Origin of the sequence: Acidovorax sp. (assembly GCF_047607405.1) — a bacterium.
Classification (GTDB): domain Bacteria; phylum Pseudomonadota; class Gammaproteobacteria; order Burkholderiales; family Burkholderiaceae_C; genus Acidovorax.
Genome location: NZ_JASGDA010000040.1, coordinates 1 through 13,137, shown reverse-complemented (window position 1 = coordinate 13,137; position 13,137 = coordinate 1). Strand labels below are relative to the sequence as shown.

The 13,137-nt window shown below is 66.2% G+C and carries 11 protein-coding genes; 3 read left to right on the top strand and 8 right to left on the bottom strand.

The window, feature by feature from the left end; translation table 11 throughout:
* Positions 1-55: 55 nt before the first annotated feature.
* On the top strand, positions 56-1,771 hold the full coding sequence (locus QM569_RS05130; protein ID WP_414986155.1) for a DUF262 domain-containing protein: 1,716 nt from the start codon (positions 56-58) through the stop codon (positions 1,769-1,771).
* A gap of 48 nt (positions 1,772-1,819) precedes the next feature.
* Here QM569_RS05130 and QM569_RS05125 read toward each other — a convergent pair whose 3' ends face one another.
* From QM569_RS05125 to QM569_RS05100, 6 genes are all read right to left on the bottom strand, one after another.
* A complete protein-coding gene (locus tag QM569_RS05125; protein WP_414986154.1) occupies positions 1,820-2,683 on the bottom strand; it encodes a phage integrase N-terminal domain-containing protein in 864 nt (287 codons plus the stop codon).
* Between the two features lie 561 nt (positions 2,684-3,244).
* Positions 3,245-4,438, bottom strand: coding sequence for an STY4528 family pathogenicity island replication protein (locus QM569_RS05120; protein WP_414986153.1), 1,194 nt, complete (start codon positions 4,436-4,438; stop codon positions 3,245-3,247).
* Between the two features lie 340 nt (positions 4,439-4,778).
* On the bottom strand, positions 4,779-6,875 hold the full coding sequence (locus QM569_RS05115) for a DUF5916 domain-containing protein (protein ID WP_414986152.1): 2,097 nt from the start codon (positions 6,873-6,875) through the stop codon (positions 4,779-4,781).
* Positions 6,876-6,886: 11 nt separating this feature from the next.
* Complete coding sequence (locus tag QM569_RS05110; RefSeq protein WP_414986151.1) at positions 6,887-7,195, bottom strand: DUF3325 domain-containing protein; 309 nt, start codon at positions 7,193-7,195, stop codon at positions 6,887-6,889.
* Positions 7,188-8,861, bottom strand: coding sequence for a PepSY-associated TM helix domain-containing protein (locus tag QM569_RS05105; RefSeq protein WP_414986150.1), 1,674 nt, complete (start codon positions 8,859-8,861; stop codon positions 7,188-7,190). The genes QM569_RS05110 and QM569_RS05105 overlap by 8 nt, the downstream gene beginning before the upstream one ends.
* 71 nt (positions 8,862-8,932) lie before the next feature.
* A complete protein-coding gene (locus QM569_RS05100; RefSeq protein WP_414986149.1) occupies positions 8,933-9,238 on the bottom strand; it encodes an iron uptake protein in 306 nt (101 codons plus the stop codon).
* Positions 9,239-9,318: 80 nt separating this feature from the next.
* Between QM569_RS05100 and QM569_RS05095 the strand changes: the two genes are divergently transcribed.
* Both QM569_RS05095 and QM569_RS05090 read left to right on the top strand, forming a co-directional pair.
* Positions 9,319-9,453 carry a hypothetical protein gene (locus QM569_RS05095; protein WP_414986148.1) on the top strand — a complete coding sequence of 45 codons (135 nt, stop codon included), beginning with the start codon at positions 9,319-9,321 and terminating at the stop codon, positions 9,451-9,453.
* Positions 9,450-9,584, top strand: a complete 135-nt coding sequence (locus QM569_RS05090; protein WP_414986147.1) for a hypothetical protein — start codon at positions 9,450-9,452, stop codon at positions 9,582-9,584. The genes QM569_RS05095 and QM569_RS05090 overlap by 4 nt, the downstream gene beginning before the upstream one ends.
* A gap of 139 nt (positions 9,585-9,723) precedes the next feature.
* Here QM569_RS05090 and QM569_RS05085 read toward each other — a convergent pair whose 3' ends face one another.
* Both QM569_RS05085 and QM569_RS05080 read right to left on the bottom strand, forming a co-directional pair.
* Positions 9,724-12,159 (bottom strand): TonB-dependent siderophore receptor, encoded by a 2,436-nt coding sequence (locus QM569_RS05085; protein ID WP_414986146.1) that lies wholly within the window; start codon positions 12,157-12,159, stop codon positions 9,724-9,726.
* Positions 12,160-12,274: 115 nt separating this feature from the next.
* A partial coding sequence (locus tag QM569_RS05080) for a FecR family protein (protein ID WP_414986145.1) occupies positions 12,275-13,137 on the bottom strand: 863 nt, incomplete at its 5' end.

Here is a 13,137-nt window from a genome sequence, read left to right as displayed (position 1 = left end):
GGCACTACCGTATCTGGCGACTTGCTCACCTCAGATGACGCAATAAGGAATAACCATGGCCAAGGCCGAAGCAAGCGTTGAAGAACTGGTATCCATGATCGAGCGGGGCGAACTGCGCTTGCCAGAGATGCAGCGCCAGTATGTGTGGCGCTCCACGCGAGTGCGCGATCTGCTGGATTCGCTGTATCGCGGCTACCCATCCGGCGCAATCCTGCTTTGGGAAACGGATGAAGCTGTGCCGCTGCAGGATTTCGCGGTCAGCCAGAGCACGAATCCTTACCAGAGCACGCGGCTTCTGCTGGATGGTCAGCAGCGTCTGACATCGCTTTCTGCCGTCATTCGCGGCGAGCCAGTATCGGTGCGCGGCCGTCGTCGGCCTATCGACTTGCTGTTCAACTTGGAGCATCCCGACCAGTTGGCGGTCGTGACCGAAGTGGAAGAGAACGGCGACGACGAGGACGATGCCGACGACGATAGCGAACTGATTGGCGATGAGACGGATTCGACCGAGGACGAACTGCTCAAGCGCTTCAACAAGATGACTTTCGTGGTGGCCACGAGGAAGCTTGAGCAGTTGCCGCATTGGGTGAAAGTGTCGGAAGTGTTCAAGACCGACAACGATGCGCCTTTCCTCAAGCGTGCCGGTATCAGTGGTCTTGACGATCCGCGGTACGAGAAGTACAGCCAGCGCTTGGCCCGGCTACGTGGCATCCGTAAGTACGTTTATCGGATGGACGTGCTGGAACGCACGCTTTCCTACGATGAGGTCACGGAAATCTTCGTCCGGGTCAATTCACTGGGAGCCAAGCTGCGCAGTTCCGACTTGGCTCTGGCTCAGATCACCGCCAAGTGGCGGCACTCGCTGCAGACGTTCCAGGATTTCCAGAAGGCATGCGCCAAGACGGGCTTTGATCTTGACCTCGGTTTGCACTTGAAGAATCTGATGGCGTTTGCCACCGGTCAATCACGTTTCCAGATCGTGGGTAGCCTGAATGTGGAGAAGCTGCAGAAGGCGTGGAAAGAAGCCTGCGAGGGCATGGAATTCGCGCTCAACTTCCTGCGTAGCAATCTGGGCATCGATAGCCCGGCGCTGCTGTCGTCGCCCTTCCTGCTGGTGGTGCTGGCGTATTTCGGACACAGCCGCAACTATGCACTGAGCAACGATGAGGCCCGCCAACTGCGCTATTGGGCGCTGATGGCCAATGCCAAAGGCCGCTTCTCCCGAGGCTCCAGCGAAACCATTCTGGATCAGGATTTGGCAAGTATTCGTCAGGGCGGAGCGGTGAGCGAGCTGATCGACCGGCTGCGCCTGCAGTTCGGCCGCCTGGACATTACCGCGGAGGAGCTGGAAGGCCGCAACCAGCGCAGCGCGCTGTTCAAGACCATGTTCCTGGCTTTCCGCGCTGCCGGTGCGAAAGATTGGCGCAGCCATCTGGCCATTGCTCTGGATCATTCGGGCGTCCAGCATCGCTTGCAGTTCCATCACATCTTTCCCAAAGCCGTACTGAAGACCAGCTTCACTGCCCGCGAGGCGGATGACATCGCCAATCTGGCCTTCATCGGCGGCAAGACGAATCGCGCGATCAGCGACAAGGCCCCGGCGGTTTACCTGCCCCCGCTGGTGGACCAGCTTGGCGAGCCAGCGTTCTCAGCACAGTGCATCCCGGTTGAGGCATCGCTGCTGGAAGTGGAAAGCTACAAGGCTTTCTTGCTTGAGCGACGCAAGAGGATTGCAACGGCGCTGAATACGTTTGTTGGGCCTGCAGATTGAGCCGGTGGACGGCTGTGTATGTAGGCCAGGGGGTTCATACTGCCTGACCTAGCTACCGAGGTAGATGGCAGTGATTTGAACGCGCTCGTGTCCCAACTCACGGCTGATGGTTTGACGAGCACGGTGGTCTTCTATGCGCTGCGTTGGACTTAACTCCGTGACTAATGGTCCACCTGCCGCTGGCGGCGGCCTCCCCGTCAACGTCTCATAACGGCTTTGCGCGTACTGATGGCGAAGGCCATGCATATGACTCAGACCGGCTGCCTTGCACTGTCCGTCGTAGACGTGCCGTTGCTGGATGTAGGTCTTGTTTGCCGGAATCAATGACCCTGCGCCCGCCAGACGGTGTGCAGCTTGGAGCGCGTCGCGTTGCTCTGTTGTTGTGATGGGCACAGTGCGCTCCCGACCACCCTTGGTCCACGATCCCTTGAGGGCGATGTGGTCACCCCCATCTGCGTAACTGGGCTGGAACTTGATCCCTTCCTCCCGACGCAGTCCGAAGGCGGCCTGTAGCTGACGGCTCATGCGTACGTGAGCGTCGGTGACCTTTTCAAGACCTGTGCCGAGTTCCTGGGCCTTGCTGATGTTGGTCACGTAGCGGCGCTCGGGCACGCCAAGCTGTGTGTTGTCAGTCGGCAAGATGCCAGCCTTGCCGATCTTTTCGGCCCACCAGCGCAGATGAGAGAGCCGATTCTTGATGGTGCCGGACGACAAGCCTTCGCCTTGCCAGCGTTCCAGCAGCGTATGGACGTGCTTGCCCTTGAGCGACGAAGCCTTCATCTGCCGGAAACCGGCCTCCCGCAGTTGCCGCGCGGCCAGCGACAGCGAGCGCATCCGGTCGGCCTGTGTGGTGTGGCTGCCGTCACGGTTGCGCTGGCAAAGCTGCCGCAGGGTATAGGTCAAGTCGTCCATTTCCCAGCCTCCCGGCAAAGCGCCGTACTGCGTTGTCCTGAAACTCAATGGTTAGTGTTGGTGCCAACTCGCCAGGGCGAGATCCCGTGAGGGCAAGGGCATGGTGTTCAGGAGACACCAGAGCCTCGAATGAGGCGTCCGTCTTGCTTCCTGCTGGAAGGCCGGACGGAGATCGTGCGAGATGAACAAGCTTTCAGCGTCGATGAGTCCTCCTATGAAGTGAGTGGGATGAGAAAACGCAGCGGCAGTCCTGTGCATTGCACACAGGCGATTGCCGCAAGGGGACAATGCGCCAGACGGCGCGCAAGGGATGAGTGCAAGCAGACGAAGAAGGCTCCGCCCATGGGTAGGGCCAGTATGCGGTCGAAGCCTGGGCATACCTGGGGTGGTTCTGCCCTGACGGGCCAGCGCTTGCAGGAACCTACGCTGTTGGGGTTGCCGATGTACGAAGCCCATCGGTCTTGGCAACTGCCCGGTCAGTGTAGAGCGGCCATCATCATGTCTGCCGCACGCAATAGGATTCGGCATTCGCCCGCATTGTTGCTGACGCAGGCGGGGTCGTCACTGCGGCGTGCAGTGACGACCCGTTTCGCGGCAGCATTTGCTACGCAGGATGCGGCTCCCATCCCCTGGCCTGCATGCCTGTGCCGCGATATCCCCAGCGTTCGTCGGAGCATTCAGCATCTTGCGGATGTTGGCGATGTGCGCCAGGGCAGTTTCACGCGATGCCGGTGGCGCGGTCGGTTCTGGGCGGTGTTCGGTGCGTGGCACACCAGCAGGCCGATTTTCGGCAGTCCGTGGGGTGGCAGACGTCTCCTTACGACCTGCCCACAGGCGGAATTCGCCAGCAAAGACGCGCTTCACCAAAGAGTAGGCCACGACATTGCGCACGGTGCCGCTCTGGCTGCGTGCCTGCAATTCATCGAGTACTTCCTGGCGATGCTGCGGCGGCAGCCGCCGCAAGGCGGCCTGCACGTCCTTTTGCTGATCTGCCTGGGCATTGCTCAGGCAAGGCGGCAAGCTCACCGGCCGCGATGAGGGATCGCTGTTTTCTTCACGCGCGCGGTACGTACGTTCTTTTTTATACATATACGTCTTATACGTACTGCTCTGCTCAGCCGTCATGTGGCGAGCGTATTCGGTCTGTTGCGGAACAAGCGTGCTGCCAGCGGAATCGCCAGACAATGGCAGTGGGTCGGCTGCCTCGCTCTCCTGCGACGGCGGCGTAGGGGGCAAATCATCGTCATGGTGGCGCTGATCGTGGGTCGCAATGGAGGCGGCTTCAGGTGCCTGCGCCAGCGTTGCCTGAATGTGGACGGCCACCCGATCCACTTGGTTGTTTTCGTGGCCGATAGACCCTTGCAGAAGCGCGGGCAGACTGGCATCGAGCATGCAGGCCTGCTGGAAGTGCAAGGCGCTTTCGTGAACCTGATACAGCTCGCTGAGCACATGGCCGGTCAGAGGATCGCGGTGCTGGCCTACCAGGCTGATCCAGCCCGTCAACCGAAGCACAACGAGGACGCGCCGGGCCGTCTCGTACTCGGCCCTCTGCCCCAGCGGGGTGGAGGTGAGATAGCGGCGCAACTGGCCCAGGTTCGCCAGCGGGCTGATGCCCTCGGCAGAGCGCAGCATGTTCAGCACCTGCCAGCCATTGCGCTCCAGCGGCGTGAGGCGAGCATCGAGCATGAGCGAGGCGGGCGTGGTGAACAGGGCATCTTGCCCTAGCGAGTTGTGGCGGTTGTGGTGGTCTGCCATGAGAGTTCTCCAAGGTATGGGCTATAGCTGCCCGTTCCCCTGCATCTCATCGCGTACCGTTCCATGCGTCAGCCAACAATGCGGTCTGCGCCATACCCGTTTTATCCGGCAGGCGCAGCGCTGGCACCCGCATCCAGACTGATCTATCATCCCGATACCCCCTTGGGGGTACAACTGGGGGTACTTCCAGCGATTCCCGCAAAGGCCGTGGCTCAATTTCCCCGCGAAACCTAGCATTCACGGCCCTTTGCCGACCGATCAACGTTTAAACGTGTGATCAACGTCTGAGCCCCGTTCTTCAAAATCCACCGCCGCCGCCCGCCAGCATGGCCTGCCTTCGCTACCGCTCCAGGTTCCACACCATCTTCACCATGGCCTTTGTCTGCACCGGCTCCAGGGTGCGTTGCGCGCCCGTGTAGCCCAGCCTGTCCAGCGCCAGCACCAGATCGCTGCCCGGCGCCCACCCTGGGGGGCGCCAGCGCAGCCGTGCGCTTACTCCCATTGCGCGGGTCACGTTGTCCCACTGCAGCAGCAGGCTGCTGGCCAGCCGTGTGCTTGGCGTGTGGTCCAGCCGCAGCGTCGCCAGTTTCACCGTGAAGCGACCCGTGGGCAGCGCGATCGCGTTGCGCCCCAGGCCCGCGCGGGCCTCCCACCGGGCCGACGGCTTCCAGCCGATGGTGGCTGTCTGGTCGTTGCGCCGTCCGTCATAGAAGCCGCCCGCACGCAGTTCCGCCGACACCCACACCGGTCGCGCATGCGAGGTCTCCGCTACGCCATACAGGTAGCGCCAGCGGTAGGCTCCCGGCGCCAGCCATTTACCCGGCACCGGGGCGTAGCCCTGGGCCAGTCTGTCCTGCTCGATGAACAGCTCGGCCATCGCCGTGTCGCCCGCCGCAGTGGTGTAGGCCACCTCGGGGTTGAGCACCACCGTGCGTTCGCGCCCGTCCAGCGTTCGCCGGTAGCTCCAGTCCAGCGCCGGGATCGCGTCCGCGCCGCCTGGGGTGCGGCGCCACCAGCCCAGCGTGCCTTCACCGCGCAGCACGTTGGCCTCGGCCAGGAAGCCCAGCGCCGGGTCGAAGCCCTGGCCGATGTGCTGCACCTGCGCTTCGGCCATGGGGCCGATGTTCAGGTAGCGCAGGCTGGCGCCCCACGCCTGGCCGCTGGTCTGCGTGCCAGCACGGGCGTTCGATGAACGCATCGCCCAGGCGTGCCCCTCCAGCGTCTTGCCGCCCGTCCAGGCGGTGTCGCGGAACTGGTAGTCCACCCCCCACAGGTGGCTGCCCGCCGTGCCCTGCGGGTTGCCGCGCGTGGCGATCAGGCCCACGCGCTGGCGCTCATCCAGCGGGCGGGCCACGCGCAGCACCGCCACGTCAGCGGCGTTCTGGTCCGGCTCGCCAGCTTCGGTCGGGCCGCCCGCCACCCGGGCAGCGAACGCGCCAAAGTCCGTGCCGCCCATGCTGCCGGTGAGCTTGAGGCCCGCATCCAGCCCGCGCGCCCTGCCTGCGGCGTCCAACCCGATGCGGCGCGAGTAATACGGCATCACCGCCGCATCCACCAGCCCGCCAAAGCTGAAGCGCCCGGCGTCGCGCAGAAAGAACTCGCGCTTCTCGGGCCTGAACAGCTCGAAGCGGGTGAGGTTGACGCTGCGCTCGTCCGCCTCGGCTTCGCCGAAGTCGATGTTCAGCGCCGCCGTGGTGCGCAGGCCCGCATCGCTCGCGTGGAACAGTTCCAGGCCGGGTTGCAGGCTGGTTTGGGGCCTGCCGGTGCCGGACGCGGCGGAGGATTCGCGGGCCAGGCGCAATGAAGGCTTCACGCGCAGGTTCCAGCCCTCGCGCTCGCCGCGCATGGCGGGGATGCGCAGGGCGTCGCCCAGGGACGCGACGGGTTTGTCGGGCTGGGCGCCCGCCAGGCGCACGCGCTCGTGGCCCCGGGGCATCCAGCGCTCGGCGTTGATGCGCCAGGTATCGCTGCTGCCTTGGCCGAACACGCTCAGGGGGATCTCCAGCCGGGCGCTCCAGCCCCAGGGTTCGATGCGGGCATCGCTCTCCCAGCGGGCATCCCAGTCGGCGCGCATCTGGCCGCCGTCGAAGATCAGGGCGTCGAACTGGGCGCCCTGCGGGTTGACGGCGAACAAATAGCCGTGGCGGCCTGCGCCTTCGGCATCGATCACCAGGGTCACCTGGTCCTCGGACAGCATGCTGTCCACGTCGCGGCGCAGGTGGCGGGCGGTGATGGCGGCGGGGTCGGGGTCGAAGGCCAGGACTTCGGCGTGCAGGGCGTGGGCGCTGCGCCACAGGCGCAATTCGGTGCGCCGCGTCGGCGCGGCGCCGGTAGCGGGGGACGATTGCACGAAGCCATCGAGCACCAGGGTCTGCGGCGCTTCGCCGGGGCTGCTGGCGTGTACGCAGGGCGCGAGGCTGGCGGCCAGCAGAAGCACCCTCGCGGCCTTCACCGCGCCACCCCCGCCAGGCCCCGCAGCCAGTGCGGGCGCCAGGCCAGCACCATCGCCACCACCAGCGCCGCAGCGGCCAGCGCCATGACCCACACCAGCACGGCCATGGAGGCGTGGTCGGCGGCCACGCACAGGACCAGGCTGGCGATCAAGGCCAGGATGCCCAGCACGCGCAGGCGAAGCACGCCCCTTTGCGGCGCATCGGGTCGTACCTGCGCCCAGTGCGCCTGCATCGCCAGCGCCAGCCAGGCCATGCCCAGGGTGCAGGCCAGCAGTGCCGCCGCCAGTAGCGCCGCCTCACGCATGGGCAGCCTTCACCCGGGACGGCGCAGGCGATGCCCGCCGCCCCAGCCAGCGCGCCGCCCATGCGGCCAGGCCCGCCGCCGCCAGCAGGGCGAGATCCACCCCGGCCACGGGCCAGTAGGTGTCGGTGAACACGGTCTTGACGAGGTGGTCGCCCGTGGTCAGCCAGTTCAGCAGCACGGCCATGGGGGCCAGGACGGCAATCGCCCAGCACTGCTCGCGCCACGCCGGGTTCAGCTTGCCCTGGGCCACCGGTGCGCTGCGGACGAAGGCATGCGCCATCGCCAGCGCCCAGCCGGCCCAGAAGATGGTTTGCTCCACGTCGCCCCGCTGCGGCAGGGCCTCGGGCAACAGCCGGTTGGCGATCAGGATGGTCAGCGTGGCCACCAGCATGCCGGTCACCGTGGTCACGGCCAGCGCATCGACGACGCGGCTGCCCTGGCCGCCCGCCCTGGCGTGCTGCTTCTTGCGCTTTTCCACGAAGAAGACGAAGCCCGTGGCGATGCACACGCAGCCCATCAGCCCGCCCAGCAGGTACAGCCAGCGCAGCAGCCAGTGGCGAAAGTGCTGCAGGTGCAGGCCGGTGAGGAACTCGCTCACGCTCTCCACCGCGCTGTGCGGCGGCTCCTGGCGGATCAGCTCGCCGCTGCTGGCCCTGAAGTGGATCGCCTCGCCCAGCAGCGCCACCCGGTCGGTGCCCGCGCGGTAGATGCTGACGTAGCCGTTGGCGTCGCCCACGTGGGTGAGCGACAGCGCGCCCACCTCGCCCGCCATGCCCCGGGCGGCCCACAGGCGCTGCGCCTGGGCCACCATGGCGTCCACCGAGGCCAGCGGCGCCGCTGTGCCCGCGCGGTCCTTGGGCAGGCCCGTCTGCTGCGCCTCCAGCTTCTCGTGCAGCTCGTGCAGCGGGTGAAGCTGGGTCTCGGCCACGGGGAAATAGATGCCCGCGAAGATCAGCAGCCCCGTGAAGGCGAAGAAGAAGTGGAACGGCAGCGCCAGCACGCCCGTCAGGTTGTGCAGGTCCAGCGTGCGGCGCTGGGCAGCCTTCTGCGGGCGGAAGGTGAAGAACTCGCGCAACACCCTGCGGTGCAGCACCACGCCCGAGACCAGCGCCGCCAGCATGGCCAGCGCGGCCAGGCCGACGATCCAGTAGCCCAGGTTCTTCCACTCCAGGTGCAGGCTGTAGTGCAGCGGGTAGAAGAAGTCGCTGCCGATCTTGAGCCGGCCCTCGGGCAGCACTGCGCCCGTGCGCGGGTCGATGGTGCGGCTGGCCCAGGCGGCATCGTCGGGGTCTTTGGCGTTGGGCACCTCCCACGTGGCATAGATGCCCAGCACCGGGTCGCGGTGGGTGGTGTAGGCGCTCCAGCTGCGCACCACGTCCAGGTGCGCGGGCAGCGGGCCCTTCACCTTGTCCTGCAGGTACTCCCGGCTCTCGGCGCTGGGCTGCAGGCCCTCGAACACCGGGCGCAGCACGCGGTCGAACGAGGGCATGGGCTGCGGGGCGAAGCGCGACGCGGGGATGGCCCAGCGGTCGATCTCGCGGTCGAACACCGACAGCGCGCCGAAGAAGAAGCACACCATCAGCACATAGCCCAGCACCAGGCCGAACCAGGTGTGCGGCCAGGCCATGGACTGGCGCAGGCTGGGGGGTGGGTCGGTTTTAAGCATCAAATTGGCCTCTAGCGCTTATACAGCAAGCACTTGCAGCTATCAATACAGTAGTAATCAAGCTGCTGCCCTCAGCCCACCAGCCGCGACTGCAGCAGCGATGCGGCCCCGGCCATCAGCGCCCCGCCGCCGCCCAGCACCACCCATACGCGCCACAGGCTGCGCGCCGCAAAGGCCCACAGAAAAGCCGCCAGGTACAGCAGCAGCCCCAGCAGGGCGGCCAGGTGCTCGGCGTCGTGGAACGGCAGGCCCAGCGCGTACAGGCCGCCCAGGCTGAGGGCCATGAAGCCCCAGGTGAAGGCGTAGCCGCCCAGCAGGGCGGCGGCGATGCGCGGCACCATGCTCGGGCGCGGGCCGACAGGCAGCACGGTATTCATATTGAAATCAGCCTCCAGCGCTGATGCAGCAAGTGCGGGTAGCTCTGATTTTAAGAGTGCGCACGCACAGCGTGGTGATGATGAACGCCGCCCTCTTCGCCATCCGCGCCTTGCAAGGCGGCCTGGAAGGCGCCGCCGCCCAGGCCGGCATGGCCTCGGAGGACGACGTGGCCGAATTGGTCAGCGGCCTGCGCACCCAGCCCGGCGGTGCATGAAGGTCTTCATCGACACCAACGTCCTGCTTTCCGCCGCGCTGTTTCCCTCGGGCGTGGCTGCGCGTGCCTGCCAGTCCATCGCCGGGGCGGGGCATCGCAGGCTTGTCCGGCCCCGGGGGTCGCAGGATTGAATTATTCATAGCCAAATTCGCCTCCAGCGCGCATCCATAAAGCACCAGCAGCTATTGTTTTGATAGTTTCAGGCTGCCGGTCTTGATGGCAGCGGCGCGGCGGCGATGCGCAACGGGGTGCGCATCGCATCCTTGGGCATCAATAGCTGGCGTTCAGCGTCAGCAGCACGCTGCGCGGCCTGCCGTAGGCTGCGATGGCGCCCCAGTACCAATCGCTGGAAATACTCGTGTAGTAAGTCTTGTCGAACACGTTGTTGATGTCGAGCTTGAGGCTGACGTTCTTCGACACGCGGTAGCTGGCCGACAGATCGACGATGGCACGGGCTCCCTGTTGGTTGCGCACCATCTCGCCATAAGCGTTCTCTCTGTCAACATAAATCTTGCTCTGCCAGTTGATACGCCCGCCCAGCGTCAGCCGGTTCAGCACGCCGGGCAGCGTGTATTGCGTGCTCAGCTTGAACAGCGTGGCGGGCGAAAAGGTGCTCAGCCGCTGGCCGATATTGGCCGAGTCGGCGTCCTTGCGGAAGCGGCCATCCGCCCAGGTGATGCCGCTGCCGATCTGCCAGTTGGGCGTGATGGCGCCCTGCAATTCGACATCCACCCCATCGGTGCGCACCAGGCCGGCCGCAGCGAAGCACACCTGAGGCGCAATGGTGCAGGCGCTTTGGTCGCTCAGATAGACGGCCCGGTTGCTCTCATTCATACGAAACAGCGCAATGCTCCCGTTGAGCGCACCGCCCAGGTATTCACCCTTCACGCCGATCTCGTAGTTCTGGCCGACTTTGGGAGGCAGAACGCTGCCGCTCAGGTCACGCACGTTCTGCGGCTGGAACACGTCCGTGTAGCTCACGTAGGCCGAATGGTTGTCCGCGAACTTCCACGTCAACCCCCCGTACTTGAGCAGATGCCGGTGCGCCGAATAGGGCTCGCCCCCCTGGGTGTCGGTGCGCTTGTACCAGTCCAGCCGTGCGCCCAGGATCAAGTCCAGCGTGCCGGTCAGGTTGAACTTGCCAGCGGAATAGAGGCTGTCCTGCTTGTAGCTTGTCGCATAGTTCGTCAGCAAGGGGCTTGTGCTGCTGAGGTCTGGCCGGGGGGCGGCATGGTTCCAGGTCGCCAGATCGACGCCGCTGGTCAACGGCGCGTCCCAGCCTCCGAACCACTCCGCGATGCGCCCTTGCTGATGGTTGAGTGTGGCGCCGACCACCAGATCATGCTTGCGCCCGAACCATGACACGGGGCCGGACACCTTGAGGTCGGCGGCCTTTTGCTTGCGCGACGATTGCGTTGCCCACCACGCATGCCCGTATCCGCCGGCATCCGGCGTTGGAATCAGATAGGTCGCCAGCAGGTCATAGCTGGCGTCCGCGTAAGTGCCATTGAAATTCAGGTTCCAGCCTTGGCCGAAATCGTGCGCCAGACTGGCATAGAAGGTGTTGACCTTGTTCTTGTTGTATTCCCAGTCCGTTCCGACGAAGGTCGAGCGCGGCAGGTCAAGGGGATGGAATCCGTAGTCGGTCGGCAAACCGCCCCAGCTCAGGTTCTTGTTGGAATACAGGTTGGAGTAGCCGACGTTGAGGGTGGTGCGCGGGGTCAGGTCGATGTCGACCGTGGCATAGCCCAGCCCTTTGTCATTGAATGCCTTGTCGTAGTGGCCCCCGGCTTTCTGGGCATGGCCGACCACGCGGCCGCGTATGCGGCCATCTTCCGTCAGAGGGCCGCTCACGTCGGCCATCAGCCGGTAATCGTCCCAACTGCCGACGCTGGTCGATGCCTTGAATTGCCAGGTGTGCGTGGGCCGCTTGCGCACCATGTTGATGGCGCCGGACGGGTTGCCAGCCCCCTGCATCAGGCCCGTCGCGCCCCGCACCACTTCCACGCGATCCTGCATGGCAAGGTTGCCCAGCGAGTCGCCGAAATACCAGTCGTAGGGGGTGGCGATACCGTCCTGCGTCACGCTTTCGATGATGTAGCCACGCGACTCCAGCACAGGGCGAACCTCGCTGGACTGGAGCGACAGCCCCGGCACGGCAGCGGCGACATCGACCATGTCCACCAGGTTGTCGGCCTCGATGCGGGCGCTGGTGAGCACCGTCACCGACTGCGGCGTCTCGCGCATCGTCAGCGGCAGGTGCGTGGCGCTGGACATGGTGCGGGTGGTGAAAGAGCCCGTGCCTTCGGTCGTACCGCCGCTCTCGGCCTGCGCCGTCACCTGCACCTCGTCCAGCACGGCTGCGCCGGAAGTCGGCGCGGGCGGGGCCTGCTGCACGATCACCGCCGTGCCCTCCACGCGCGCCACCAGCCCGCTGCCCGCCAGCAGGCGGTCGAGCGCCTGCCGGGGCGTCAGGCTGCCCGAGACGGCGGGCGCCTGCTTGCCCGCCACCAGCGCCTGCGGCACCGCCACCTGCATGCCAGCCTGGCGCGCCCAGGTGTTGAGTGCGTCGCCCAAGGGTTGGGCCGGGATGCTGATGGGGCGCGCCACATCGGCGGCAGGGGCCTGTGCCCACAGCGGGCCCGCGCCGAACGCGAGCGACAGGGCCAGGACGAGCGGCGCGGGCCGCGACAGAAGGCAAGACATAAAGAGAGGCTCCATGAACAAGATTGCGAATGCTTCGTGTTCATGTGTAAACGCGCGAGGCTGGCGTTTGCCGGATAGGCGGGCCGTTTTTTTTAAGCCCAAAGGGCGGGCGGGGTCAGCGGGCGGCGGCCAGCACCTGCCAGCCGCTGCCTTGTGGTGCGAACCGGATGGGCAGGCTGGCGGCCAGCAGTCGGCGGGTGGCGGCGGGGTCGCGCGGGTCGAAGGTGCCGGACAGGCGCAGCTCGGCGGCAGCGGGGTCGATGGCGGCGATGCCCAGGCTGCGGTAGCGCTCGATTTCGGCCAGCGCCTGGCGCAGGGGCACGTCGCTGAAGCTCAGTTGCAGGGTGCGCCAGCCCCCCACGGCCTCGGGCGCGACGGTGCCCAGCACGGGCTGGCGCCCCTGGGGGTCGAAGACGATGCGCTGGCCTGCGGCCAGCTCGAACGCCTGGCCCTGGCCAGCGGCATCCTGCGGCGCGGGCGCACCTGCACTCACGTCTGCACCCACGCGCACGCGGCCCTCGGCCACTTCCACCTCGACCCCTTCGCGCCCTGCGATGCCGGGCGTCAGGCGCACCGAAAAGCGCGTGCCGACGACGGTCACGCGCACGCCCCCGGCGGTGACGTGGAAGGGCCGCGCGGCGTCGGCGGCGACGGTGAACAGGGCCTGGCCTTCGGTGAGCCGGACTTCGCGCCGGTGGCGCCAGAAGGTCGCTTGCAGCGCGGTGGCCGTGTCCAGCCGCAGGGTGGAGCCGTCGGGCAGGGTCACGCTGGTCAGTTGCCCGGCGCGGGTGCTGAAGGCGTGCTGGAACACGGGCTGTGCCTGTATGTGCTGCCAGCCCAGCCAGCCGACGGTGGTGGCCACGGCGGCGACGCTGGCCACGGCAAAGCCCCCGGCCAGAAAGCGTCGGCGCTCGCGGGCGGGCTGCTGCGGGCGGGCTGTGCGGCGGTCGGCGGCGACCTGGGCGCGCAGGCGGTCGG

Excerpts from the sequence above, each read along its gene's own strand:
- QM569_RS05085 (WP_414986146.1), bottom strand. The coding sequence starts at position 12,159 with ATGTCTTGCCTTCTGTCGCGGCCCGCGCCGCTCGTCCTGGCCCTGTCG.
- QM569_RS05105 (WP_414986150.1), bottom strand. The coding sequence starts at position 8,861 with ATGCTTAAAACCGACCCACCCCCCAGCCTGCGCCAGTCCATGGCCTGG.
- QM569_RS05095 (WP_414986148.1), top strand. The coding sequence starts at position 9,319 with ATGAACGCCGCCCTCTTCGCCATCCGCGCCTTGCAAGGCGGCCTGGAA.
- QM569_RS05120 (WP_414986153.1), bottom strand. The coding sequence starts at position 4,438 with ATGGCAGACCACCACAACCGCCACAACTCGCTAGGGCAAGATGCCCTG.
- QM569_RS05100 (WP_414986149.1), bottom strand. The coding sequence starts at position 9,238 with ATGAATACCGTGCTGCCTGTCGGCCCGCGCCCGAGCATGGTGCCGCGC.
- QM569_RS05090 (WP_414986147.1), top strand. The coding sequence starts at position 9,450 with ATGAAGGTCTTCATCGACACCAACGTCCTGCTTTCCGCCGCGCTGTTT.
- QM569_RS05110 (WP_414986151.1), bottom strand. The coding sequence starts at position 7,195 with ATGCGTGAGGCGGCGCTACTGGCGGCGGCACTGCTGGCCTGCACCCTG.
- QM569_RS05125 (WP_414986154.1), bottom strand. The coding sequence starts at position 2,683 with ATGGACGACTTGACCTATACCCTGCGGCAGCTTTGCCAGCGCAACCGT.
- QM569_RS05130 (WP_414986155.1), top strand. The coding sequence starts at position 56 with ATGGCCAAGGCCGAAGCAAGCGTTGAAGAACTGGTATCCATGATCGAG.